Annotated in this window: 22 protein-coding genes; 9 read left to right on the plus strand and 13 right to left on the minus strand. The window is 64.0% G+C overall.

Annotation, left to right across the window (positions count from 1 at the left end; translation table 11 throughout):
- Positions 1-8: 8 nt before the first annotated feature.
- From BLV18_RS01470 to BLV18_RS01500, 7 genes are all read left to right on the plus strand, one after another.
- A complete protein-coding gene (locus BLV18_RS01470) occupies positions 9-1,259 on the plus strand; it encodes a sarcosine oxidase subunit beta family protein (RefSeq protein WP_049861776.1) in 1,251 nt (416 codons plus the stop codon).
- Between the two features lie 14 nt (positions 1,260-1,273).
- Positions 1,274-1,600 carry a sarcosine oxidase subunit delta gene (locus BLV18_RS01475; protein WP_043191317.1) on the plus strand — a complete coding sequence of 109 codons (327 nt, stop codon included), beginning with the start codon at positions 1,274-1,276 and terminating at the stop codon, positions 1,598-1,600.
- Entirely contained in the window at positions 1,597-4,614 is a 3,018-nt protein-coding gene (locus tag BLV18_RS01480) for a sarcosine oxidase subunit alpha (RefSeq protein WP_090355708.1), read from the plus strand. Before BLV18_RS01475 ends, BLV18_RS01480 begins: the two co-directional genes overlap by 4 nt.
- A gap of 49 nt (positions 4,615-4,663) precedes the next feature.
- Positions 4,664-5,296 carry a sarcosine oxidase subunit gamma gene (locus BLV18_RS01485; protein WP_090355714.1) on the plus strand — a complete coding sequence of 211 codons (633 nt, stop codon included), beginning with the start codon at positions 4,664-4,666 and terminating at the stop codon, positions 5,294-5,296.
- Positions 5,297-5,339: 43 nt separating this feature from the next.
- The gene (gene purU / locus BLV18_RS01490; RefSeq protein WP_090355717.1) at positions 5,340-6,197 is read left to right on the plus strand and encodes a formyltetrahydrofolate deformylase; all 858 of its coding nucleotides are present in this window, start codon (positions 5,340-5,342) and stop codon (positions 6,195-6,197) included.
- Positions 6,198-6,397: 200 nt separating this feature from the next.
- Positions 6,398-7,597 carry a formaldehyde dehydrogenase, glutathione-independent gene (fdhA, locus tag BLV18_RS01495; RefSeq protein WP_043191307.1) on the plus strand — a complete coding sequence of 400 codons (1,200 nt, stop codon included), beginning with the start codon at positions 6,398-6,400 and terminating at the stop codon, positions 7,595-7,597.
- Between the two features lie 243 nt (positions 7,598-7,840).
- Positions 7,841-8,416, plus strand: a complete 576-nt coding sequence (locus BLV18_RS01500) for a DUF2780 domain-containing protein (protein WP_056844420.1) — start codon at positions 7,841-7,843, stop codon at positions 8,414-8,416.
- A 12-nt stretch (positions 8,417-8,428) separates the two neighbouring features.
- Here the strand turns inward: BLV18_RS01500 and BLV18_RS01505 are convergent, their stop codons facing one another.
- Positions 8,429-9,319, minus strand: a complete 891-nt coding sequence (locus BLV18_RS01505) for a 1-acylglycerol-3-phosphate O-acyltransferase, YihG family (protein ID WP_090355719.1) — start codon at positions 9,317-9,319, stop codon at positions 8,429-8,431.
- A 172-nt stretch (positions 9,320-9,491) separates the two neighbouring features.
- Between BLV18_RS01505 and rloA2 the strand changes: the two genes are divergently transcribed.
- Complete coding sequence (gene rloA2 / locus BLV18_RS01510) at positions 9,492-9,995, plus strand: retropepsin-like aspartic peptidase RloA2 (RefSeq protein WP_090355722.1); 504 nt, start codon at positions 9,492-9,494, stop codon at positions 9,993-9,995.
- Between the two features lie 139 nt (positions 9,996-10,134).
- Here the strand turns inward: rloA2 and BLV18_RS01515 are convergent, their stop codons facing one another.
- From BLV18_RS01515 to BLV18_RS01540, 6 genes are all read right to left on the minus strand, one after another.
- Complete coding sequence (locus tag BLV18_RS01515) at positions 10,135-10,758, minus strand: glutathione S-transferase (protein ID WP_167375904.1); 624 nt, start codon at positions 10,756-10,758, stop codon at positions 10,135-10,137.
- Between the two features lie 151 nt (positions 10,759-10,909).
- The gene (locus tag BLV18_RS01520) at positions 10,910-11,425 is read right to left on the minus strand and encodes an ATP-binding cassette domain-containing protein (protein ID WP_090355726.1); all 516 of its coding nucleotides are present in this window, start codon (positions 11,423-11,425) and stop codon (positions 10,910-10,912) included.
- A gap of 381 nt (positions 11,426-11,806) precedes the next feature.
- Positions 11,807-11,989 carry a hypothetical protein gene (locus BLV18_RS01525; protein WP_090355728.1) on the minus strand — a complete coding sequence of 61 codons (183 nt, stop codon included), beginning with the start codon at positions 11,987-11,989 and terminating at the stop codon, positions 11,807-11,809.
- On the minus strand, positions 11,986-13,110 hold the full coding sequence (locus tag BLV18_RS01530; protein WP_090355732.1) for a PepSY-associated TM helix domain-containing protein: 1,125 nt from the start codon (positions 13,108-13,110) through the stop codon (positions 11,986-11,988). The genes BLV18_RS01525 and BLV18_RS01530 overlap by 4 nt, the downstream gene beginning before the upstream one ends.
- Before the next feature lie 184 nt (positions 13,111-13,294).
- Complete coding sequence (locus BLV18_RS01535; RefSeq protein WP_090355735.1) at positions 13,295-14,005, minus strand: 3'-5' exonuclease; 711 nt, start codon at positions 14,003-14,005, stop codon at positions 13,295-13,297.
- A complete protein-coding gene (locus BLV18_RS01540) occupies positions 14,002-15,939 on the minus strand; it encodes a putative nucleotidyltransferase substrate binding domain-containing protein (RefSeq protein WP_090355738.1) in 1,938 nt (645 codons plus the stop codon). Before BLV18_RS01540 ends, BLV18_RS01535 begins: the two co-directional genes overlap by 4 nt.
- A gap of 169 nt (positions 15,940-16,108) precedes the next feature.
- Between BLV18_RS01540 and BLV18_RS01545 the strand changes: the two genes are divergently transcribed.
- Positions 16,109-16,564 carry a response regulator gene (locus BLV18_RS01545; protein ID WP_090361935.1) on the plus strand — a complete coding sequence of 152 codons (456 nt, stop codon included), beginning with the start codon at positions 16,109-16,111 and terminating at the stop codon, positions 16,562-16,564.
- Between the two features lie 213 nt (positions 16,565-16,777).
- Here the strand turns inward: BLV18_RS01545 and rarD are convergent, their stop codons facing one another.
- The 6 genes from rarD to BLV18_RS01575 all read right to left on the minus strand — a co-directional run bounded on the left by rarD (position 16,778) and on the right by BLV18_RS01575 (position 24,120).
- Positions 16,778-17,665 carry an EamA family transporter RarD gene (gene rarD, locus BLV18_RS01550; RefSeq protein ID WP_090355741.1) on the minus strand — a complete coding sequence of 296 codons (888 nt, stop codon included), beginning with the start codon at positions 17,663-17,665 and terminating at the stop codon, positions 16,778-16,780.
- 89 nt (positions 17,666-17,754) lie between these two features.
- Positions 17,755-18,729, minus strand: a complete 975-nt coding sequence (locus tag BLV18_RS01555; RefSeq protein ID WP_049862091.1) for a serine/threonine protein kinase — start codon at positions 18,727-18,729, stop codon at positions 17,755-17,757.
- 76 nt (positions 18,730-18,805) lie between these two features.
- Positions 18,806-20,707, minus strand: coding sequence for a PhoX family protein (locus BLV18_RS01560; RefSeq protein WP_090355745.1), 1,902 nt, complete (start codon positions 20,705-20,707; stop codon positions 18,806-18,808).
- An 85-nt stretch (positions 20,708-20,792) separates the two neighbouring features.
- Positions 20,793-21,716 (minus strand): aliphatic sulfonate ABC transporter substrate-binding protein, encoded by a 924-nt coding sequence (locus BLV18_RS01565; RefSeq protein WP_090355748.1) that lies wholly within the window; start codon positions 21,714-21,716, stop codon positions 20,793-20,795.
- 12 nt (positions 21,717-21,728) lie between these two features.
- Positions 21,729-22,766: an L-glyceraldehyde 3-phosphate reductase gene (mgrA, locus tag BLV18_RS01570; protein ID WP_090355750.1), complete on the minus strand. Its 1,038-nt coding sequence runs from the start codon at positions 22,764-22,766 to the stop codon at positions 21,729-21,731.
- Positions 22,767-22,803: 37 nt separating this feature from the next.
- Positions 22,804-24,120, minus strand: coding sequence for an LLM class flavin-dependent oxidoreductase (locus BLV18_RS01575; RefSeq protein ID WP_090355755.1), 1,317 nt, complete (start codon positions 24,118-24,120; stop codon positions 22,804-22,806).
- Between the last annotated feature and the right edge of the window lies 1 nt (position 24,121).

Genomic DNA, 24,121 nt, shown 5'->3' on the forward strand with positions numbered 1-24,121 from the left:
TGAACACCATGCAACGTTATTCTGGCTTCGGCCTCTTCAAGCACTCGCTCAGCCACCACGAAAACTGGCAGCGCATGTGGCGCACGCCGACCCCCAAGAAGGTCTACGACGTGGTCATCGTCGGCGGCGGTGGGCACGGTCTGGCCACTGCCTACTATCTGGCCAAGGTCCACGGCATCACCAACGTGGCAGTGGTCGAGAAGGGCTGGCTGGGCGGTGGCAATACCGCGCGCAACACCACCATCGTGCGTTCCAACTACCTGTGGGACGAGTCGGCGCACCTGTACGAGCACGCCATGAAACTCTGGGAAGGCCTGTCCCAGGACATCAACTACAACGTGATGTTTTCCCAGCGCGGCGTGTACAACCTGTGCCACACCCTGCAGGACATGCGCGATTCCGAGCGCCGCGTCAGCGCCAACCGCCTCAACGGCGTGGACGGCGAACTGTTGAACGGCAAGCAGGTGGCCGAAGAGATTCCCTACCTGGACTGCAGCAAGAACACCCGTTACCCGATCATCGGCGCTACCGTCCAGCGGCGTGGCGGCGTGGCCCGTCACGACGCCGTGGCCTGGGGCTATGCCCGTGCGGCCGACGCCCTGGGCGTGGACCTGATCCAGCAGACCGAAGTGATCGGTTTCCGCAAGGAAAACGGCGTGTGCATCGGTGTCGAAACCAACAAGGGTTTCATCGGCGCCAAGCGCGTCGGTGTGGTCACCGCCGGCAACTCCGGGCACATGGCCAAGCTGGCCGGCTTCCGTCTGCCGGTCGAGTCCCACCCTTTGCAGGCGCTGGTGTCGGAGCCGATCAAGCCCATCATCGACAGCGTGATCATGTCCAACGCCGTGCATGGCTACATCAGCCAGTCGGACAAGGGCGACCTGGTCATCGGCGCCGGTATCGACGGTTGGGTCGGCTACGGCCAGCGCGGTTCGTACCCGATCATCGAGCACACCCTGCAAGCCATCGTCGAGATGTTCCCGGTGCTCTCGCGCGTGCGCATGAACCGCCAGTGGGGCGGCATCGTCGACACCACGCCGGACGCCTGCCCGATCATCTCCAAGACCCCGGTGCCGAACATGTTCTTCAACTGCGGCTGGGGCACGGGGGGCTTCAAGGCCACGCCGGGCTCGGGCCATGTGTTCGCTGCCAGCCTGGCCACCGGTGAAATGCACCCGCTGGCCAAGCCGTTTTCCATCGAGCGCTTCCACAACGGCGCGCTGATCGACGAACACGGCGCTGCCGCCGTCGCCCACTAACAGGAGAAACGATCATGCTGAACATCTTCTGTCCACACTGTGGCGAGCTTCGCAGCGAAGAAGAATTCCACTGCTCGGGCCAGGCGCACATCGCCCGCCCGCTCGATCCAGGCGCGTGCACCGACGCGCAGTGGGGCGAGTACATGTTCTTCCGCAACAACCCGCGTGGCCTGCAGCACGAGCTGTGGATCCACGCCGCCGGTTGCCGCCAGTATTTCAATGCGACCCGCAACACGGTCACCTATGAAATCCTGGAAACCTATCGCATCGGCAGCCAGCCCCAGTTCGTCGAGAAGACTATCGACGAAACCCCTCAAATCGCCTCGGGAGATCAGCCATGAGCCAGGTCAATCGCCTGTCCAACGGCGGACGTCTGGACCGCAGCAAGAAGCTGACCTTCACCTTCAACGGCACGACCTACGTCGGCTATGAAGGTGACACCCTGGCCTCGGCCCTGCTGGCCAATGGCGTCGACGTGATCGGTCGCAGCTTCAAGTATTCGCGTCCGCGCGGCATCGTTGCCGCGGGCGCCGAAGAGCCCAATGCGGTGCTGCAGATCGGCGCCACCGAGGCCACCCAGATTCCCAACGTGCGGGCCACTCAACAGGCGCTGTACCAGGGCCTGGTCGCCACCAGCACCAACGGCTGGCCGAACGTCAACACCGACATGATGGGTATCCTGGGCAAGGTCGGCGGCAAGCTGATGCCGCCCGGCTTCTACTACAAGACCTTCATGTACCCGCAGTCCTTCTGGATGACCTACGAGAAGTACATCCGCAAGGCCGCCGGCCTGGGCCGTTCGCCGACCGAAGTCGACCCCGATTCCTACGACTACATGAGTCGCACCTGCGACGTGCTGGTGGTCGGCGCCGGCCCGGCCGGGCTGTCTGCCGCCCTAGCTGCGGCCCGCAGCGGTGCGCGGGTGATCCTGGCCGACGAGCAGGAAGAGTTCGGCGGCTCGCTGCTCGATACCCGCGAGAGTCTGGACGGCCAGCCGGCCGGTGAATGGGTGAAAGCGGTCATCGCTGAACTGCAGGGTCTGCCGGACGTGACCTTGCTGCCTCGTGCCACGGTCAACGGCTATCACGACCACAATTTCCTGACCATCCATCAGCGCCTCACCGATCACCTCGGCGATCGTGCACCGATGGGCCAGGTGCGCCAGCGCATGCACCGGGTTCGCGCCGGGCGCGTGGTGCTGGCCACCGGCACCCACGAGCGGCCCCTGGTGTACGGCAACAACGACGTGCCGGGCAACATGCTGGCCGGCGCCATTTCCACCTACGTGCGTCGCTACGGCGTGGCACCGGGCAAGAAGCTGGTGCTGTCGACCAACAACGACCATGCCTACCGCGTGGCCCTGGACTGGTACGACGCCGGCCTCAAGGTCGTCGCCGTGGCCGATGCCCGGCACAACCCGCGTGGTGCGCTGGTCGAGGAAGCCCGCGCCAAGGGCATCCGTATCCTGACGTCCAGCGCGGTGATCGAAGCCCGTGGCAGCAAGCACGTCACGGCAGCACGCGTCGCCGCCATCGACGTCCGGGCGCACAAGGTGGCCAGCCCCGGCGAGTGGCTCGACTGCGACCTGATCGGCAGCTCGGGCGGCTACAGCCCGGTGGTCCACCTGGCCTCGCACCTGGGCGGCAAACCGATCTGGCGTGAAGATATCCTCGGCTTCGTGCCTGGCGAAGCCCCGCAGAAACGCGTGTGCGTGGGCGGCGTGAACGGCGTGTATGCCCTGGCCGATGCCATGGCCGACGGGTTCGAAGGCGGGGCAAGAGCCGCGTCCGAGACCGGTTTCGGCATTGTCGAAGGCACCTTGCCCAAGGTCTTGAGCCGCGTCGAAGAGCCCACCCTGGCGCTGTTCCAAGTCCCCCACGACAAGGACACGGCACGTGCGCCCAAGCAGTTCGTCGACCTGCAGAACGACGTCACCGCGGCCGCCATCGAGCTGGCTACCCGCGAGGGCTTCGAGTCGGTCGAGCACGTCAAGCGCTACACCGCTTTGGGCTTCGGTACCGACCAGGGCAAGCTGGGCAACGTCAACGGCCTGGCCATTGCCGCCCGCTCGCTGAACGTCACCATTCCGGAAATGGGCACCACCATGTTCCGCCCCAACTACACGCCGGTTACCTTCGGTGCGGTGGCTGGGCGTCACTGCGGCCACCTGTTCGAGCCCGTACGGTTCACCGCGCTGCATGCCTGGCATGTGAAGAATGGCGCCGAATTCGAAGACGTCGGCCAATGGAAGCGCCCCTGGTACTTCCCCAAGCGCGGTGAGGACATCCATTCCGCCGTTGCCCGCGAATGCAAGGCGGTGCGCGACAGCGTCGGCCTGCTGGACGCCTCGACCCTGGGCAAGATCGACATCCAGGGCCCGGACGCGCGCGAATTCCTCAACCGCATCTACACCAACGCCTGGACCAAGCTGGACGTGGGCAAGGCGCGCTACGGCCTGATGTGCAAGGAAGACGGGATGGTCTTCGACGATGGTGTGACCGCCTGCCTGGCCGACAACCACTTCCTGATGACCACCACCACCGGTGGTGCGGCGCGGGTCCTGCAATGGCTGGAACTCTACCAGCAGACCGAGTGGCCGGACCTGAAGGTGTACTTCACCTCGGTCACCGACCACTGGGCGACCCTGACCCTGTCCGGGCCCAACAGCCGCAAGCTGCTCGGCGAAGTGACCGATATCGATCTGGACAAGGACGCTTTCCCGTTCATGACCTGGAAGGAAGGGCAGGTGGCAGGCGTGCCGGCACGGGTGTTCCGTATCTCCTTCACCGGCGAGCTGTCGTACGAGGTCAACATCCAGGCCGACTACGCCATGGGTGTGCTGGAGAAGATCATCGAGGCAGGCAAGCAGTACAACCTGACGCCCTACGGCACCGAGACCATGCACGTGCTGCGCGCCGAGAAGGGTTTCATCATCGTCGGCCAGGACACCGACGGCTCGATGACTCCGGACGACCTGAACATGGGCTGGTGCGTGGGGCGGACCAAGCCGTTCTCGTGGATCGGCTGGCGCGGGATGAACCGCGAAGACACCGTGCGCGAGGAGCGCAAGCAGTTGGTGGGACTCAAGCCGATCGATCCCAACAAATGGTTGCCCGAAGGCGCTCAACTGGTGTTCGACCCCAAGCAGGCGATCCCCATGAGCATGGTCGGCCACGTGACGTCGAGCTACGCCAGCAACTCGCTGGGTTACTCGTTCGCCATGGGTGTGGTCAAGGGCGGTCTCAAGCGCATGGGTGAGCGGGTGTTCTCGCCCCAGGCCGATGGCAGCGTGATCGAAGCCGAAATCGTTTCCTCGGTGTTCTTCGATCCGAAGGGCGAGCGGCAGAACATCTAAGCCCCGCTTCCAGATAGCCTCAACAGCATTCACTGACAGGTGCAGCAAAATGACCACAGTCAACGTATACCAGCAACGTCCCACCTCGGGCGCCAAGGCCGAAGACCCGCTTCACCACGCCGACCTCGCCAGCCTGGTCGGCAAGGGCCGCCAGGGTGCCGGTGTGACCCTGCGCGAGAAAAAACTGCTGGGTCACCTGACCCTGCGCGGAGACGGCCATGATGCGACCTTCGCCGGCGCCGTGCACAAGGCCACCGGCCTGGAACTGCCGGGCGCCTTGAGCCTGGTCAGCAACGGCGAGACATCGCTGCAGTGGCTGGGCCCGGACGAGTGGCTGCTGATCGTCCCCGGTGGCGAGGAGTTGGCCGCCGAGCAGCGGTTGCGCGAGGCATTGGCCGGGCTGCATGTGGCAGTGGTAAACGTCAGCGGCGGCCAGTCACTGATCGAGCTGAGCGGTCCGAACGTGCGCGACGTGCTGATGAAGTCCACCAGCTACGACGTGCACCCGAGCAATTTCCCGGTGGGCAAGGCGGTGGGGACAGTGTTCGCCAAGTCCCAACTGGTCATCCGCCGCACGGGCGAGGAAACCTGGGAACTGCTGATCCGCCGCAGCTTCGCCGACTACTGGTGGCTGTGGTTGCAGGATGCTTCGGCCGAGTATGGGCTGAGCATCCAGGCCTGACCGCTCATACAGTTGTTTCGACCTCGACACCAAAGGACTACCCATGAGCCGTGCCCCTGATACCTGGATCCTCACCGCCGATTGCCCAAGCGTATTGGGCACGGTGGACGCGGTCACGCGCTACCTGTTCGAGCAGGGCTGCTATGTCACCGAGCACCATTCGTTCGACGACCGGCTGTCGTCGCGCTTCTTCATCCGGGTGGAGTTTCGGCAGCCCGACGGTTTCGACGAGGCCGCCTTTCGCGCCGGCCTGGCCGAACGCGGTGCCAGCTTCGGCATGATCTTCGAGCTGACTGCGCCGCAGTATCGGCCCAAGGTGGTGATCATGGTGTCCAAGGCCGACCACTGCCTCAACGATCTGCTCTACCGCCAGCGCATTGGCCAGTTGCCCATGGACGTGGTCGCGGTGATCTCCAACCATCCGGACCTCGAGCCGCTGGCGCGCTGGCACGACATTCCCTACTACCATTTCCCCCTCGACCCCAAGGACAAGCCGTCGCAGGAGCGCAAGGTGTTGCAGGTCATCGAACAGGCCGACGCCGAGCTGGTGATCCTTGCCCGCTACATGCAGGTGTTGTCACCGGAGCTGTGCCGCCGCCTGGACGGCTGGGCGATCAACATTCACCACTCGTTGCTGCCCGGTTTCAAGGGTGCCAAACCGTATCACCAGGCTTACAACAAAGGCGTCAAGCTGGTCGGGGCGACCGCGCACTACATCAACAATGACCTGGACGAAGGGCCGATCATCACCCAAGGTGTAGAAGTGGTCGATCACAGTCACTACCCCGAAGACCTCATCGCCAAGGGGCGCGATATCGAATGCCTGACCCTGGCCCGAGCCATCGGCTACCACATCGAGCGCCGCGTGTTCCTCAACGCCAACCGCACGGTGGTGCTGTAGCAGCGGCGCAAGCCGCGTCCGGCCCTGATGTGATGTGTCAGGTGTACCGCGCCGTCACTGACGCGGCTTGCGCCGCTGCTACAGATGACCGCGCATTCCTGTAGCAGCGGCGCGAGCCGCGTCAGGGCAGCACACGAATCAACGCATGACCGCAGCACGCAAAACCCAAGCTCAACAACAATAAACAGCGAGGTGAAAGCATGTCTGGTAATCGTGGAGTGGTGTATCTGGGCTCCGGCAAAGTCGAAGTGCAGAACATCGATTTTCCCAAAATGCAGGACCCGCGAGGCAAGCGCATCGAACACGGTGTGATCCTGCGCGTGGTCTCGACCAACATCTGCGGCTCCGACCAGCACATGGTCCGCGGCCGTACCACGGCTCAGGTCGGCCTGGTGCTGGGCCATGAGATCACCGGCGAGGTGATCGAGGCCGGTCGCGACGTCGAGCACCTCAAGGTCGGTGATCTGGTGTCCGTACCCTTTAACGTCGCCTGTGGTCGTTGCCGCTCCTGCAAGGAGCAGCACACCGGCGTTTGCCTGACCGTCAACCCGGCGCGTCCGGGCGGCGCCTACGGCTACGTCGATATGGGTGACTGGGTCGGCGGCCAGGCCGAGTTCGTCCTGGTGCCCTATGCCGACTTCAACCTGCTCAAACTACCCGACCGCGATGCAGCCATGGAGAAGATCCGCGACCTGACTTGCCTGTCCGACATTCTGCCAACCGGTTACCACGGTGCGGTGACGGCTGGCGTTGGCCCCGGCAGCACCGTGTACGTCGCCGGCGCCGGGCCGGTCGGGCTGGCCGCCGCGGCCTCTGCGCGTCTGCTGGGCGCAGCCGTGGTCATCGTCGGTGACGTCAACCCCACACGCCTGGCGCACGCCAAGGCTCAGGGCTTCGAGATCGCCGACCTGTCCCAGGACACCCCGCTGCACGAGCAGATCGCCGCCTTGCTGGGCGAGCCGGAAGTGGACTGCGCCGTCGATGCGGTGGGCTTCGAGGCACGCGGTCACGGCCACAGCGGCGCCAAGGCGGAAGCCCCGGCGACCGTGCTCAACTCGTTGATGGGCGTTGTGCGCGTGGCCGGCAAGATCGGCATTCCCGGCCTGTACGTGACCGAAGATCCGGGCGCGGTGGATGCAGCGGCGAAGATGGGCAGCCTGAGCATCCGCTTCGGGCTGGGCTGGGCCAAGTCGCACAGCTTCCACACGGGTCAGACGCCGGTGATGAAATACAACCGGCAACTGATGCAGGCCATCATGTGGGACCGCATCAAGATCGCCGACATCGTCGGCGTGGAAGTCATTTCGCTGGACGACGCCCCGCGCGGCTACGGCGAATTCGACGCGGGCGTACCGAAGAAATTCGTCATCGACCCGCACAAACTGTTCAGCGCCGCCTGATCACACCCGCTCCCACACTCCCTCTGTGGGAGCGGGGCGGGCGGCGAGCCCTCTGCCCGCGAAAAGTCCACCGCGCAGTCCCTGAACGACCGCGTCGCTGCTTTCGCGGCCACCGACCGCTCCTACCGGGGGAACTCTCCTGCAACTCCCCGCCATTACACAATTTTCACCCTCAAGGAACATAATGGGACCGAACTGCCGTTTGACGACGGTCCGCCTATCTGTCCCCGAGGTTGCTGCACAATGAACATCACTCGCGCCATGGCCCTGGCTTCCCTGATGGCCGTTGCCACCAGTCCGGCCTTCGCTTTCAACCTGAACGACGCGGTCAACGCCGCTGCCACCCTGCAGAACGGCAAGCAAGGCAACAACGCTGCCGTGGCTGCCGCACCGGAAGCCGCAGGCCTGCTCAACACCTTGGGCTCGACCCTGAACATCACCCCGACCCAGGCCATCGGCGGCACCGGCGCCATGCTGGGTCTGGCCAAGAACCAGCTGAGCACCGCCGACTATGCACAACTGAGCAAGTCCGTGCCCGGCATCGACAAGCTTTCGGGCAACAACGCCCTGGGTGGCTTGAGCGGTCTGAGCGGTCTGCTCGGCAAGTCCGACCAGAAGAACATCAGCGCCCTGAACAACGCCTTGGGCGACGTCAAAACCACCAGCGACATGAACAACGCCTTCAGCGCACTGGGCATGAACAGCGGCATGGTCGGCCAGTTCGCGCCAGTGATTCTGCAATATTTGGGGCAACAGGGCGTCGGTGGTCCGCTGCTCAAGAGCCTGGGCAGCGTCTGGGGCACCGGGACAGGCAGCTAAGCCTGCGCTGGATCAGCGATCGAGTTCGGCGCGCAAGGCGTCGATGCGCCGATCCTTTTCGGTCCAGAGCTGGTTGACCCAGTTCTGGACGGTCAAGCGGAAGTCCGGATCATTTTCGTAGTCGCCATCGATCAGCTCCGCGTCGATGGCCCGCGACTGGATCTCCACGATCACCCGCGGCACATCACCACACAGCAGGTTCCAGAATCCCGGAATGGCCGTGCCCGGATACACCACCGTCACGTCCAGCAGACGGTCGAGTTGTGGCCCCATGGCCGCCAGCACGAACGCCACGCCACCGGCCTTGGGCTTGAGCAGGTAGTTGAACGGTGACGCCTGCTCATCGCGCTTGGCCGGGCTGAAGCGCGTACCTTCCAGGTAGTTCACCACCGTCACCGGCTGGCGCTTGTACAGCTCGCATGCGGCCCGGGTGATCTCCAGATCCTTGCCCTTGAGTTGCGGATGCCTGGCCAGAAACGCCTTGCTGTAGCGCTTCATGAAGGGGTAATCCAGCGCCCACCAGGCCAGGCCCAGCAGCGGCACCCAGATCAGTTCCTTCTTGAGGAAAAACTTGAAGAACGGTGCCCGCCGGTTCAGCGCTTGAATCAGTGCCGGAATGTCGACCCACGACTGGTGGTTGCTCACGACCAGATAGGACGTGTCCTGGCGCAGGTCCGCCGCGCCCCGTATGTCCCACTGGGTCGGCACGCACAAAGCGAAGATGAGTTTGTCGATCTCGGCCCAGGTTTCAGCGATCCACACCACGGCTGCCGATGCCCAATCACGATAACGCATGGGCAGCACCAGCTTGATCAGGGCGAACACCAGCAGGGGTCCGATGAACACCAGGGTGTTGAGCAACAGCAGCAGGGCAGTCATACAGCCGGTGAGCAGGCGACGCATAGAACGACTCGGGGGGTATTCACGGCCGGCAATCATAAGCACAAGCGAGTGCCGAGCCAATTCCGGCACGCGGTTTCGTCAACAAATGTTTCACTTTTCATTGGGTATGCTGAGCCCATACCGTTAGCAGCACCGATCGCCTTCACCGGCCCTCGCTCAAGGAAAAGCTTCAGTGAAATCCGTTCTCGCATTGCTGTCCGTATTGGCGCTGCCGGTCATGGCCGCCGAACCCACGCTGTATGGTCGCTTTGAATACATCAAACTGCCGGAAATCGGTGGTCAGGTGTTCAAGGCCAAGATGGACACCGGCGCATTGACCGCCTCACTGTCGGCCAAGGACATCCAGACCTTCACCCGCGACGGCGACGATTGGGTACGTTTCCGCCTGGCCACCAAGGACGCCGACAACAAGGTGTACGAGCACAAGATCTCGCGTATCAGCAAGATCAAGAACCGCGCCGAGGAAGACGACGACGGCGAGGGCGCCGAAGTCTCGCAGCGCCCCGTGGTGGACCTGGAACTGTGCCTGGGCGACGTCGAGCGCACCATCGAGGTCAACCTGGTCGACCGCAGCAAGTTCAACTACCCCCTGTTGATCGGCGCCAAAGGCCTGCGCGAGTTCAAGGCCGCGGTCAACCCCGCCCGCCGTTTCGTCGCCGACAAGCCGGACTGCTGATTCAGGGTGTGGCGTGCGAGGCACATCCCATAGCCTTTCGCTCGGCATGACGCTGGTCACCGGTGACAAGGCGTTTGGCTTGGTCGAGGGGCTTGAGGTACAGGACTGGTGCGAGGTCGCGTGAGAACCCCCGCTCGTGTCACGCCGACGGCATAGTCGAGCGTAGCGACTCGCGCTGACTCACCTCGGCAAACCATCCGGCCAACCCCGGATAACGCTGCCGCCAGGCTGACTCCGGCATGCGAAAATCCACATACCCCAGCGCACAGGCCACGCCGATTGCCGCGATATCGAACGCTGCGCTCAACTCCGCGACCGCCGTGGCTTCCAGATACGCCAGTCCCCGTTCGATCTTCTCGGCCTGGTTGTCGAGCCACAGCGGCCAGTGCAACTCAGGCGGCCGCAGGGCCTTCTCGTAGCGAATCAGCACGGCCGCGTCGAGCATCGCATCCGCCAGTGACGCCACCGTCAACCGCCGCCAGCGCGACGCCCCTTCCCGAGGGATCAGCGGGTTGCCCACATGCTGATGATCCAGGTACTCCAGGATCACCCGACTGTCATGCAGCGTAGTGCCGTCTTCGAGCACCAATGTCGGAATCTTCCCGGCCGGGTTGTCCTGGTTCACTGACGCATCCGGGCTGACAGGGCTCAACGCCACCGTCTTCAGGGCGACCCGCTCCAACTGACCGGTCTCATGCAGCAGCACCATGACCTTGCGAGCAAAGGGGGAGGCGGGGTTGTGATAGAGCGTCATGGCGGGCATGAGGTGTTCTCCTTGGATAAGGAGTTACCCTGTATCAGCTTGAAGATGGGGTCAAGCCGTCCCAACTTGATTGTGATCCAACGCTCTCGGACCTTGAGTGCTTTGGCCAGGAATGCAGGCGCGTAGCCCGAGTTATGCACAGGGCTGACGCTCAGCGTTCTGCTATTTCCGCTATGCCTTTGAGCAGACCTTGCTCCCTTCTCAACAGATGCCAAGGCCCATCGGCAACGATCCTGCCCTGCTGGATAACCAGTACCCGATGGAAACGCGCCAACGCTTCGATATCGTGAGTGACGCAGATCAATCCTTTTCCTTTGAATGCATCCATCAAGGTGTCCCACGTTGCCATGGCCAGCTCTTGATCGAGCGAAGCGGTTGGCTCGTCGAAGAGATTGAAGCGTCCAGGCCTGTTGAGCAGCCGAAGCAGGCTGAGTCGCTTGGCCTGTCCGCCGGAGAGATTGGACGCGGTATCGTTGAGATTCAACTGGCTGAGCAGTGCCTCCAATGACAACTTCCGCGCTTGCTCCAGCACTTCAGGCCCAGCGGCATGGCCATACATCACGCCCGATTCCAGATCGCCCGGCAGGAATACCGGACTTTGCGGGCAGTAGCGCAGGGCGCGCAGCTGTGAGGCGCCGCGGATCCGCTGAACGCCGATGGCATCGATACGAGGTGCAGATAAGTATCACCGAGTTGAGTCATACACAACGTTTACGCACAGCCCTACGTCCCGAAAAACTGTAGGATTTTTAACAGCGGAATATCAGACGAATTAGCTGCAAAGTAGGACGCAATCTTCAGTTGTTCAAAGCAGAGCAGTTTCTTCTGTAGGACTCGACAGCGTCGGGTGAGCGGATTTTTTGTGGGAGCGGGCTCTGCCCGCGAAGAGGCCTATGTTCGCAATACACATCATCAGGCCATACGCCGAATGCACGAAGCGGTCGCCTTCGCTAGGTATCCCTATGATAACTGCGCAAGCTGCTCCACCGATTGCATCCTGATCCTGGATTACCCAAGCGCAGATGACCCCACCGGTGCACGGCCCAGCTCAGGCCCTCCTGACCAACCCCCACCCCCCCAGCACCGCTGGAATCCCCAACCCCACCCACGCCAGGGCATCCCACCAGCCATCTCCCAGCAGGGCCGCGAACAATCCGGCCGCGCCGATCAGTCCGATCGCCAGCGGAATGCCGAACACCGGCCAGAACGTCGACTTCTTCCGTTTCGTCACGCCGCGGCCTCCACGCCAGCGGCCTTGGCGGCGCGGCGGCGGACCCACCACAGGTACACGCCACTGCTCAGCACGATGATGGTCAGCACATCCAGCGCCGCCCAGAGGATCTGCATCGGCATGCCGCCGTAGTCGCCGAAGTGCAGCGGCTGCGACAGGCCCATGGCGTCCATGTACCACGGCCGTTCGACCACTGCCGTGACGTCCAGGGTGGTGGCATCGATCAGCACCGGCGTCAGCAGGTGCGAAGTCAGGTGAGTGCCGCCCTTCATGAATACCGCGTAGTGGTGTTCGCTGGAAAAGCGTGTCCCGGGAAAGGCGATGAAGTCGGGTGTCATGCCCGGCGCGGCGCCGTGGGCGATGTCCAGCAGGCGGGTGGCAGGCGCCCGTTGCGTGAGCGGTGGCGCGTCGCGGTAGGGTTCGATCAGGGCCGTGAGGCTTTCCGCCCGCCAGGCGCTGATGAGCAGGTCGGCGCAGGCGCTGATCACGCCCGTCACTCCCACCACCAAGGCCCAGGTCAGGGTGACCACGCCGATCAGGTTGTGCAGGTCGAGCCAGCGGGTACGGGTGGACTTCTGATTGCGCACGGTGCCGAACGAGAGTTTGCGCATGAACGGCGAATACAGCACCACCCCGGAAACGATGGCCAACACGAACAGCAGGCCCATGAACGCCAGCAACAGCTTGCCGGGCAGCCCGGCATACATGTCCACATGCAAACGCAGCATGACCATCATGAATCCGCCATTGGCCGAAGGCATTTCCATGGCTTCGCCGGTGCGGTTGTCGAGCATGAAGGTGTGGGACAGGTTGGGCTCGGTGTCGGCTGTGGCGGCGGTGATGGCGAACACGCCATGAGGGTCGTCTTCGTCCCAGCCGAAGTACTGCACCACCTCGTCGGGACGGTGGGCCTGAGCGGCCTGAACCAGTTGCTGCAGGTCCAGCTGCGGCGTGTCGGCAGGCATGTCGCGGAACTGTGGCTCGTCGCCCAGCAGGTGTTCGATCTCGTGATGGAACACCAGGGGCAAGCCGGTGATAGCCAGCATCAACAGGAACAGGGTGCAGATCAGGCTGGTCCAGGTGTGGATGAAGGACCAGCGGCGGATGGTGGTGCTTTTCATTTCAGGGCCTGCAAAAAGAACCCAGCCGTCCACGCAGGGATGGCTGGGTCATGGAGCATCAGGTGTCAGGGCGTTACGACCTGTAGTCGCACCAGTATACGTTCAGGCAGCGCGGAAAAGGCCAGTGGCCAGCGCAATCGAGGCGTGTCGGCAGCGTTCATGTGCATACGCAGTTTCGCGCCGGTCAGAACGCCTGAGTCTGCTGGCGCCGCCGCCACTGAGCCACTTTCTCGGCCAGGGCGCTGGGGCTGTCCAGGCCTTGGCGGCGGGCACGGCTGAACAGCAGCATGGCCAACTCCGCCGTGACCAGCGCATCGGCACTGGCATGATGGCGCTCACCGACCTGCAGGCCGAAATGCCCGGTCCAGTCATCCAGCCCGGCTTCGCGCAGGGCCGCATCCGGGCACAGCATCGGCGCCAGGGCGGCGACGTCCAGGAACGGGTGCTGCAAACGGTAGCCCAGACTTTGCTTGAGCGCGCGCGTGAGCATGTGCTCGTCGAAGGGCGCGTGAAAGGCCAGCAGCGGGCTGTCACCGATGAAGGCCATGAAGTCCAGCAAGGCTTCGGCCGGATCGTCCCCGGCGGCAATCGCCTCGGGGCCCAGGCCATGGATCAAGACACTGGCACCCAGCCGTGGTTGCTCGCGCAGCAACGTGCGTTCGAACTGCCGGGAGAAATCCACCGCGCCATCTTCGATGACCACCGCGCCGATCGACAGCACCTGATCCTTGTTCAGGTTCAAGCCGCTGGTTTCCAGGTCCAGCACCACCCAGCGCTGCTCGCGCAGGCTGCAGGTTTGCCAAGGCTGAGCCGTGGGCAGTGCTGCCACACGTTGCTGCAAAGTGGCGTCCAGCACGCAGGCGGGTTTGGCCCGTAGCCAGTCGAACAGGCTCACAGCTGGTACCTCAGGCTCAGGCTGGCCTGCAGGCGCTGGGCCTGGCGCAGGGATTCACGCAGGATGCGCCGGTCCAGGTGGTTGAGCTCGGCCGGGTCGACGCGATTGGAATAGGGCAGGTGCTGCCGGGCCTGGGCTTGATGCTGCTGCATGCGCGTCTGCTGGATGAAATGGTAGGCCTCTTCATAGGCGGCGCCGTCCTGTGCGTCGATGACCTCTTTTGCGACCAGCTGGCGCAGGCGCTCCAGGGTGTTCCCGGTGTCGATGCCGTTGGCCAGGGCCAGCAGGCGTGCGCCGTCGACGAAGGGCGTCAGGCCTTGCACCTTGAGGTCCAGGGTGGGTGCCTTGTCGCTACCCTGGCGGGTCAGTACGAAGTCGCGAAAGCGCCCGACCGGAGGCCGCTGGCGCAAGGCATTCTGCGCCAGCATGCGCTGGAACAGGCTGTTGTCCGCGACCTGTTCGAGCACGCTGCGGCGCAGTTGTGCACAGGCCGAGTCATCGCCCCATACCGTACGCAGGTCGAAATATATGCTCGAATTGAGCAGGTTTTCCGGGCTCGCCTCGCGGATGAAACCGGCGAAGCGCCGCGCCCATTCCAGGCGCGACAGACACAGCTCGGGATTGCTCGCCATGACGTTGCCCGTGCACAGACTGAAGCCGCACTGCGCCAGCGCCAGGTTGATCTGATGCGCCAGCGGCAGCAGCTTGCCGCGTATCTCGGCAGCGTGGGCGGCGTCACGGGCTTCGAAGACGATGCCGTTGTCCTGATCGGTGTGCAGGGTCTGCTCGCGGCGGCCTTCACTGCCGAAACACAGCCAGCTGAAGGGCACGCCCGGATCGCCGCGCTCCTGCAGCACCAGCTCGATTACCCGGCAGACGGTGTGATCGTTGAGCAAGGTAATCAGCTGGGTGATCTGCGTCGATGAGGCGCCATGAGCCAGCATGCGCTCGACCAGAGCGCTGATTTCCCCGCGCAGCGCGACCAGTTGTTCCAGCCGCGAAGCGTGGCGGATGGTCCGAGCCAGGTGCACCAGATCTACGCGCTGCAGGGAAAACAGATCGCGCTCGGACACCACGCCGCACAGGCGCTGATCCTTGACCAGGCAGACGTGGGCAATGTGCCGTTCGGTCATGGCCACGGCGGCATCGAAGGCACTGGCTTCCGGGCTGAGGTGAAAGGGCCGGGGAATCATGTATCGCTCGATGGCCGCGCCGAAATCGGTGGCTGCATCGGCCACGGCCTGACGCAGATCGCGCAGGGTGAAGATGCCTTGGGGGGCTTTCAGGTCGTCGACGATAACGATGCTGCCCACTTGCTGTTCGTGCATCAGGCGCACGGCATCGCGCAGAGGCAGCGAGGCGGCGCAGGTTACGGGATGACGCATGGCGAGGTCGCCCAGCCGGGTGTTCAGCGAGTACTGCGTACCCAGGGTTTCGACGGCCTGGCGCTGCACCTGCTGGTTGACCTGGTCGAGCAGGCTGCTCACCCCGCGCAGGGCGAAATCACGGAACACCGTGGACAGCGCGAACAGCTTGATGAAGGCCGGTTTGTTCAATTGCAGACAGAAGGTGTCCTCTGCTGCCAGATGCTCGGTGCGCGTGGCGCGCTCGCTCAGCAGCGCGGCGAGCGGGAAGCACTCGCCAGCGGTGATCTCGAACGTGGTTTCGGTCCCGCGACGCGCACTGTGAGGCCGCTCGCCCACCACCTGACCCTGCTTGACGATGTAGAAGTGCTCGACAGCACCGTCGGCCGGTTTGATGATGCTTTCACCGCTGGCATAGAAGCGCAGTTGGCACTGTTCGACCAGATAGGCCAGATGGGCGTTTTCCATCTGGTTGAACGGTGGAAAGCGTTGCAGGAACTGCACGGTGCCGTGAATGTTCTGCAGCACTGCGGTCTTGCCCGCCTGGGTGAAGGCGTCGGTTTTGCTCATTGGCCATTACCGCCCGATAGGTCGAATCGGAAATTGTCGTTATTGTGGATTTGGCTTTATTGTCCGGCCATGGTCGACTGCATGAGCGAACGTGCCCATTGGACGTAAGTCTAAAAGGTGGGACGGCGCTCAAAAGGCCGATGGATAGGTAATGGATGACGGGAAACGTATGTCCGATCACGAATCATTGTTGAGTGATGCCGAGCGTGAAGCGCTCAGCGAGTTGGGCCAGGTTCAGGATATGCCGCCCCAACTGGCGCTGGTGGTTGATGACGACGGCGACACGCGAGACGTCCTCACGCAGATTCTGGAGCTGCATGGCATTGCGTGTGTGCAGGCCGACAGTGCCATGGGGGCGATGCGCCAATTGCGCGCCAGCCGTCGCATCGGATTGCTGATCACCGACCTGCGCATGGGCCCGGAGTCAGGCCTGGATCTCATTCGTGAAGTGCGCGAGTCGGAGCGCGCGGCGTTGCCGATCATCATCATTTCCGGCGATGCCAGTGTGAAGGATGCGATTGCGGCGATGCACTTCAGCGTGGTGGACTTCCTGCTCAAACCGATCGACACGAACACGTTGGTGAAACTGGCGCGTGAAGAGTTGGGACTGGATGGGGCTTCTTGAGGTTATCCACGTTTATCCTGAGCGTGGCTGTGGATAACCTGTGTCGATAGCCCTGGAGCCCGCAGCCTGCGGTGTTTTCAGAGTGTTGATCAAAAAACGGACAGTTGTGCCGGGCTTGTGCACAATCCAGGTGGACCAGCCTGTGGATAACCTTGGCGTAACTTGCTGCAGGCCTTGACCGGCCTGACCCGCAGCCAGGTGAGCGTTTTTTGATCAGCTGCGCTGACGCCGATTCCACCAGATATCCACACTGTAGATAAGCAACCCCGCCCAGATGAAGATGAACGTCACCAGCGTCGCAGGCGCCAGGTGTTCGCCGAACACCTGAACGGCCAACAGCAGCACCAGGGTGGGCGCGATGTATTGCAGGAAACCCAGTGTGGTGTAGGGCAGGTGGCGGGCGGCTGCGTTGAAGCACAGCAGCGGCACCAGGGTGATCGGGCCCGCGGCCATCAACCAGAGGGCCTCGCGGGTGGTCCAGAACGCTGGCTGGACGCTGGCGGCATCGCCATGCCAGAGCAGCCAGCCCGCAGCCAGCGGCACCAGCAACCAGGTTTCGATCACAAGCCCCGGCAACGCTGCCACGGGCGCGCGCTTGCGAATCAGGCCGTAGAAACCGAAGGTCAGGGCCAGCGCCAGGGACACCCACGGCAGACTGCCCACTTGCCACACCTGCTGCGCCACGCCGATGGCCGCCAGCGCCACTGCGACCCACTGCAGCGGACGCAGCCGCTCACGCAGGATCAGCAACCCGAGCACGACGTTGAGCAGTGGATTGATGTAGTAGCCCAGGCTGGCCTCGAGCACTCGGTCGTGGGTCACTGCCCAGACATAGACCAGCCAGTTGGCGGCGATCAGGCAACCGCTGCCGACCAGTATCGCCAGGCGCATGGGGTTGTCGCGCAGTTCGCGCAGCCAGCCGGGATGCTTCCACACCAGCAGCAGCAACGAGCCGAGCAGCGCCGACCAGAGTACCCGCTGGGCAATGATCTCCACGGCCGGGTAGTGCGAGAGGGTCTTGAAGTAGAGGGGGATGAACCCCCAGCAGATGTAGGCGCTCAGGCCCAGGATGTATCCCCGGCGGGGATTGGCGACTTGCATGGAGCTCCCTGCTTGCATGGTTTTGTTATTGAGCGGTGGTCGGCAACTTTACACATCGGGCCGTGAGACACAACGCCTCGCGTGTGTGCTCAAAACAGTTTCAGTGGCTCTTCGTTGAGCGCTGCCAGTTGTTCGCGCAACGCCAGCACCTGGTCGCCCCAGTACCGCTCGCTGCCGAACCAGGGGAAGCTGCGCGGAAAGGCTGGGTCTTCCCAGCGGCGCGCCAACCAGGCGCTGTAGTGCATCAGGCGCAACGCCCGCAGCGGTTCGATCAGTGCCAGTTCACGGGGGTTGAAGTCGTGGAACTCGCTGTAGCCGTCCATGAGTTCGGACAGTTGCCCCAGGCATTCCTGGCGATCGCCGGCGAGCATCATCCACAGGTCCTGGACCGCCGGGCCCATACGGCAATCGTCGAGGTCGACGATGTGGAACACGTCGTCGCGGCACATCATGTTGCCGGGGTGGCAGTCACCGTGCATGCGGATGTTCTGGTGTGGCGTGGCCTTGTAGACCTCTTCCACGCGCTTGAGCAGGTCGCGGGCCACCGACTCGTAGGCGGGCAGCAGGCTGCGGGGAACATGGTTGCCTTCGAGCAGGGTCTGCAACGAATCGTGGCCGAAGTTCTGCACGCCCAACGCTTCGCGGTGTTCGAACGGGCGCGTGGCACCCACGGCGTGCAGACGACCGAGCAACTGGCCCAGACGATAGAGCTGGTCGAGGTTGCCCGGCTCCGGCGCGCGACCGCCGCGACGAGGAAACAGGGTAAAGCGAAAGCCGGCGTGCTCGAACAGCGTCTGGCCCTCGTGCACCATCGGCGCAACCACGGGCACTTCACAGTCGGCCAGCTCGGCGGTGAAGGCGTGTTCTTCAAGGATGGCCGCATTGGTCCAGCGATCAGGACGGTAGAACTTGGCAATCAGCGGTTGGCCATCTTCGATGCCCACCTGGTAGACGCGGTTCTCGTAGCTGTTGAGCGCCAGCACCCGTGCATCGCTGAGAAAGCCGATGCTTTCGACGGCGTCGAGCACCAGGTCTGGGGTCAGTGTTTCAAAAGGGTGGGCCATGCGAACTCCTGCGCGCGGCAGGCTGCCGCGTCCGGCTCGCCATGGTAGCGCAGACGCGACAGTAGCGGTGGGCATGTTACGCGCCGATCACCCCACCGTCTTCGCGGCTGATGGCGATCACCGAAGAACGTGGCTTGCCGTTGGGCAGGTGTTCGGGGAAGGTCGAACCACCGTTTTCACCCGGATGCTGGATGCCGATGAACAGGGTGCGTTGATCGGGGGCGAAGCTCACGCCGGTGACTTCGCAGCCCACCGGGCCGACCATGAAGCGGCGAATCTCGCCGCTGGCCGGGTCCGCGCAGAGCATCTGGTTGTTGCCCATGCCGGCGAAGTCACCGGCGTTGCTGGTGTCGCCATCGGTCTGCACCCAGAGCCGGCCGGCGTCGTCGAAGGCCAGGCCATCGGGGCTGTTGAACATGTTCTGCGGGTTGATGTTGGACGAACCGCCCTTGGCCTGGCCGGGATGCACACTGGGGTTGCCGGCCACCAGGAACAGGTCCCACTCGAACGTCATGGCACCGTGTTCGTCGCCGCTTTCACGCCAGCGCAGAATCTGCCCGTAGACGTTCTTCTCGCGCGGGTTGGGGCCGCCGACCGGCTGGCCGTCGTCGCCGCGTTTGATGTTGTTGGTCAGGGTGCAATAGACCTGGCCATCCTTGGGGCTGACCACGATCCACTCGGGGCGGTCCATGCGTGTGGCCTGCATGGCACTGGCGGCAAGCCGTGCGTGAATCAACACTTCGGCCTGGCTGGCGAAGCCCTTGCTGGCGTCCAGACCGTTCTTGCCATGGGTCAGCTCCACCCACTGGCCATGCCCCTTGGGACGATCCGGGTTGCCGTCGCCATTGTCGAAACGGGCGACGTACAACGTGCCGTGGTCGAGCAGGTCACGGTTGGCCTTGGGGTTGTGGTGGTCGATGCGGTCGCGGCTGATGAACTTGTAGATGAACTCGCCACGCTCGTCATCGCCCATGTACACCACCGCGCGACCATCGCGCGTTTCGGCCAGGGCCGCGTTCTCGTGCTTGAAGCGACCCAGCGCGGTGCGCTTGACCGGCATGGCGGTCGGGTCGAACGGGTCCACTTCCACGACCCAGCCGAAGCGGTTGAGTTCGTTGGGGTTACGCGCCATGTCGAAGCGCGGGTCGTGGGGGTGCCAGTTGATTTCCTTGCTCGCCGCGACCACGCCGTAGCGTTTCTGCGCGGGAGTGAACGCCAGGGTAGCGTCGGTGCTGCCGAAGCAGTCGGTGAAGTTTTCTTCGCACGTCAGGTAGGTGCCCCACGGGGTCTTGCCGTTGGCGCAGTTCTGGAAGGTGCCATGCACCAGTTGCCCGGTGCTGTCGGCCGCAGTCTTGAGCAGGGCATCACCGGCCGCTGGGCCGCTGACGCGGATCGGCGTGTTGCCGTGGACGCGGCGGTTGTATTGCGAGCCCTGAACGAAATGCCAGTGGCCGCCCTTGCGCTGGATCTCGATCACCGACAGGCCTTCGCAGGCCAGGGCCTTGCGCACTTCTTCGGCTGACTGTGGGCTGCCGCCGTGGGCGTAGAGGTAGCGGTAGTTGGTGTATTCGTTGTTGATTGCCATCAACGCGCGATTGGCGTCGTTGGGGAAGGGGAACAGACTCATGCCGTCGTTGTTGTCACCGAACTGCACCTCCTGGGCCTCGGCGCTGCCGTTGCCGCTGGGATCGAAGGCCGGGCCACCGGCCTGCAGTGGCTGCCCCCAGCTGATCAGCACGCTGGCCTGGTAGCCGGGCGGCAGGCTGATGGTATCGCTGGTGGCCGCGGCAATACCGGTAAAGCCCAGCAGTGCGCTGTTGCCGGCGCTGACCGCGTTGGCCATGGCCGTGCGGGTCAGCAGGTTGCCGCCCAGGAACATCGCGGCACCGCACAGGGCGCCAGCGCCGATGAAGCGGCGACGGCTCAGGCCGGTGATCTTTTCCAGGTCGGTGGCTTGGTGTTCTTCTAACAGGCTCATGGTGATCTCCCTTCAGGTCAGCGAGTACCTTAAGGAGGGATTGTGACGAACAGATTGCAGACCGTGGCTTAATCCTCGCACAGGCTCACTGCGCCACCTGGCCGACATCCAGCGCCTTGGGCAGCAGCTTGTTCTGGTAGAACAGGTCGGCAGTCGCCTGCTGGGTCTGGACCACGGTGTTATCCACAGGCCGCACGGGGGAGGGTGGGCGGTTGTCCACATAGCGCTCGACCACTGACTCCGGCAGCCCCATGGACTGGGCCAGCACTGCGATGCTCTGTGCATGCTCGGTGCGGGTCAGTGCCTCCGCGCTGCTGAGTTGGTCCAGCAGGTTGTGGATGAACTCGCCGTTGGCTTGGGCATAGGCACGCCGTGCGGTGTAGATCGGTCCGCCAAGACCCAGCCCGCTGCCATCGGCCAACAGCCGCGCATGACCCTGGCTCAGGGCCAGCGACGAGTAGGGTTCCCAGATTGCCCAGGCGTCGACACTGCCTTGTTCGAAGGCCGCCCGAGCATCGGCCGGGCTCAGGTACACCGGCTGAATTTCCCGATAGCTCAGGCCAGCCTTGTTCAGCGCCCGCAGGATCAGGTTGTGCGAACTGGAGCCTTTCTGAAAGGCGACCTTCTTGCCTTTGAGGTCGGCGACCTGAGCGAACGTACTGGTGTCCTTGACCAGCAAGGTCTCGGCCTGGGGCTTGGCCGGCTCGGCACCGATGTACACAAGGTCCGCGCCCGCTGCCTGCGCGAACAGCGGCGGGATATCTCCCGTGGCCGCTACATCGAGGCTGCCGATGTTCAAGGCTTCGAGCATCTGCGGGCCAGCGGGAAATTCGATCCACTGGACCTGGGTCTGCCCGAAGCGTTTTTCCAGCAGGCCATGCTGCTTGGCCAGGACCAGGGCAATCGAGCCCTTCTGATAGCCGATGCGCAGCGCCGCCGGATCGGCCAGAGCGGCGCCGGCCAGGCCCAGCAAGGCCAGTACGGCGCCCACGCGAGCGAGTGTCTTCATGTGATCGATCCCTTATTGCGCAGTCGAGGGTTTTTCCCAGAGGTTGATGCCGCCTTCCACTGCATGGCGGTCGATCTCGGCCAGTTCCTCGGCGCTGAAGCTGAGGTTGTCCAGTGCGCCGACGTTTTCGATGATCTGCTCGGGACGGCTGGCGCCGATCAGGGCGCTGGTCACGCGGCTGTCGCGCAGGGTCCAGGCCAGGGCCAATTGCGCCAGGCTCTGGCCGCGGCGGCGGGCGATTTCGTTGAGCGCGCGAACGTGGGTCAGGTTGGCCTCGCTCAAGTGCCCAGGCAGCAATGAGCCGCCGCCGGGACGGTTGACCCGCGCATCGGCCGGCACGCCTTGCAGGTACTTGTCGGTGAGCAGCCCTTGCGCCAGCGGCGTGAAGGCAATGACACCGGCGCCCAGTTCGTCGGTGACCTGCAGCAGGTCGTTCTCCACCCAGCGGTTGAGCAGGTTGTAGGCAGGCTGGTGGATCAGCAGCGGCACCTTCCACTCCTTGAGCAGGGCGGCGATCTCACGGGTCTTGACTCCGGAGTACGAGGAAATGCCGATGTACAGCGCCTTGCCCTGTTGCACCGCCGTGGCCAGGGCGCTGGCGGTTTCTTCCAGCGGCGTGTCGGAGTCGAAGCGGTGCGAGTAGAAGATATCCACATAATCCAGGCCCAGCCGTTGCAGGCTCTGGTCGAGGCTGGCCAGGATGTACTTGCGCGAGCCGCCGCCCTGACCGTACGGACCGGGCCACATGTCCCAACCGGCCTTGCTGGAGATGATCAGCTCATCACGGTAGTGCTTGAAATCCTCGCGCAGCAGACGGCCGAAATTGATCTCGGCGCTGCCATAGGGCGGGCCATAGTTATTGGCCAGGTCGAAGTGGTTGATGCCCAGATCGAAGGCGGTGCGCAACAGGCTGCGCTGGGTGTCGATCGGGGTGCTGTCGCCAAAGTTGTGCCACAACCCCAGGGACAGTGCTGGCAACACCAGGCCGCTACGGCCAACACGGCGGTAGGGCAGGCGCTGGTAGCGATGTTCGGCAGCGATGTAGGTCATGGAAAGCCTCGCTTCAGGTATGTCGAAGGGCGCCCGATCAGCGCCCGTTGATTTCGGGTAGGCCCAGATGCTCGCGCAACGTGGTGCCTGTGTAGTGGGTGCGGAACAGGCCGCGGCGTTGCAGTTCGGGCACCACCTGGCGTGCGAAGTCCTCGAGCCCGCCGGGCAGATGCGGCACCAGCACGTTGAAACCATCGGCGGCGCCGTTCTGGAACCATAGCTGCAATTGGTCGGCGATCTGCGCCGCAGTGCCGATAAGACTGAAGTGCCCACGCCCCCCGGCGATTCGGCGACCCAGTTGCGCCAGGTTGAGGTGCTCGCGCTCGGCCAGTTCGCTGAGCAGTTGCTGACGGCTGCGCTGGCCGCTGTCGGTCAGGGGCAGGTCGGGCAGCGGTCCGTCCAGCGGGTAGCCGGACAAGTCGAAGTTGCCCAGCATGCGGCCCAGCAGCGCCACCCCGACCTCGGGTTGCACCAGGTCCTGGAATGCTTCGAACTTGGCCTGTGCCAGGGCCTGGGTTTCGCCGACCACGACGAACACCCCAGGCATGATCTTCAGCTCATCGGCGCCACGACCGAATGTGGCCGCGCGGTTCTTGAGGTCGGCGTAGAACGCTTGCGCGGCGGTCAACGAAGGCTGCGCGGTGAAGATCACATCGGCGGTCCGTGCCGCCAGCGCGCGGCCGGCTTCGGACGAACCGGCCTGCACCACCACCGGTCGCCCTTGCGGTGAGCGGGCGACGTTGAGGGGGCCCTTGACCTTGAAGTGCTCGCCGACATGGTTCAGCTCGCGGCGCCCGGCCGGGTCGTAGTATTGGCCGCTGGCCTTGTCGCGCACGAAGGCATCGGCGCTCCAGCTGTCCCAGAGCCCCGTGACCACCTGATGAAACTCTTGCGCCCGGCTGTAGCGCTCGGCGTGCCCGATGTGTTCGTCGCGACCGAAGTTGCCGGCCTCGGCCGCGGCGTCCGAGGTCACCAGGTTCCAGCCGGCGCGGCCACCGGACAGATGATCCAGCGAGGCGAACTTGCGCGCCACGTGGTAGGGCTCGTTGTAGCTGGTAGTGACCGTACTGATCAGGCCGATGCGTTCGGTGACCACGCTCAGGGCCGAGAGCAGGGTCAACGGTTCGAAATGATCGGAGCGGGCCATCTGGCTGGCGCTGTCGCCGGTGGCTGCTGCCACGCTGTCGGCCAGGAACAGGGTGTCGAAGCAGGCCGCCTCGGCCACCTGCGCCAGGTGCCGATAATGCTGGAAATCGAGCCCGGCATCGGCCGGCACCTGGGGGTGGCGCCAGGCAGCCACGTGGTGCCCGGTGGCCATCAGAAAGGCACCCAGTTTCATCTGTCTGGCGCTCATG

The sequence above is a fragment of the Pseudomonas coleopterorum genome (assembly GCF_900105555.1).
Taxonomy (GTDB): domain Bacteria; phylum Pseudomonadota; class Gammaproteobacteria; order Pseudomonadales; family Pseudomonadaceae; genus Aquipseudomonas; species Aquipseudomonas coleopterorum.

Coding starts and splice junctions, on each gene's coding strand:
- BLV18_RS01470 (WP_049861776.1), top strand. CDS start 9: ATGCAACGTTATTCTGGCTTCGGCCTCTTCAAGCACTCGCTCAGCCAC.
- BLV18_RS01475 (WP_043191317.1), top strand. CDS start 1,274: ATGCTGAACATCTTCTGTCCACACTGTGGCGAGCTTCGCAGCGAAGAA.
- BLV18_RS01480 (WP_090355708.1), top strand. CDS start 1,597: ATGAGCCAGGTCAATCGCCTGTCCAACGGCGGACGTCTGGACCGCAGC.
- BLV18_RS01485 (WP_090355714.1), top strand. CDS start 4,664: ATGACCACAGTCAACGTATACCAGCAACGTCCCACCTCGGGCGCCAAG.
- purU (WP_090355717.1), top strand. CDS start 5,340: ATGAGCCGTGCCCCTGATACCTGGATCCTCACCGCCGATTGCCCAAGC.
- fdhA (WP_043191307.1), top strand. CDS start 6,398: ATGTCTGGTAATCGTGGAGTGGTGTATCTGGGCTCCGGCAAAGTCGAA.
- BLV18_RS01500 (WP_056844420.1), top strand. CDS start 7,841: ATGAACATCACTCGCGCCATGGCCCTGGCTTCCCTGATGGCCGTTGCC.
- BLV18_RS01505 (WP_090355719.1), bottom strand. CDS start 9,319: ATGCGTCGCCTGCTCACCGGCTGTATGACTGCCCTGCTGCTGTTGCTC.
- BLV18_RS01515 (WP_167375904.1), bottom strand. CDS start 10,758: ATGCCCGCCATGACGCTCTATCACAACCCCGCCTCCCCCTTTGCTCGC.
- BLV18_RS01530 (WP_090355732.1), bottom strand. CDS start 13,110: ATGAAAAGCACCACCATCCGCCGCTGGTCCTTCATCCACACCTGGACC.
- BLV18_RS01540 (WP_090355738.1), bottom strand. CDS start 15,939: ATGAGCAAAACCGACGCCTTCACCCAGGCGGGCAAGACCGCAGTGCTG.
- BLV18_RS01545 (WP_090361935.1), top strand. CDS start 16,109: ATGTCCGATCACGAATCATTGTTGAGTGATGCCGAGCGTGAAGCGCTC.
- rarD (WP_090355741.1), bottom strand. CDS start 17,665: ATGCAAGTCGCCAATCCCCGCCGGGGATACATCCTGGGCCTGAGCGCC.
- BLV18_RS01555 (WP_049862091.1), bottom strand. CDS start 18,729: ATGGCCCACCCTTTTGAAACACTGACCCCAGACCTGGTGCTCGACGCC.
- BLV18_RS01560 (WP_090355745.1), bottom strand. CDS start 20,707: ATGAGCCTGTTAGAAGAACACCAAGCCACCGACCTGGAAAAGATCACC.
- BLV18_RS01565 (WP_090355748.1), bottom strand. CDS start 21,716: ATGAAGACACTCGCTCGCGTGGGCGCCGTACTGGCCTTGCTGGGCCTG.
- mgrA (WP_090355750.1), bottom strand. CDS start 22,766: ATGACCTACATCGCTGCCGAACATCGCTACCAGCGCCTGCCCTACCGC.
- BLV18_RS01575 (WP_090355755.1), bottom strand. CDS start 24,120: ATGAGCGCCAGACAGATGAAACTGGGTGCCTTTCTGATGGCCACCGGG.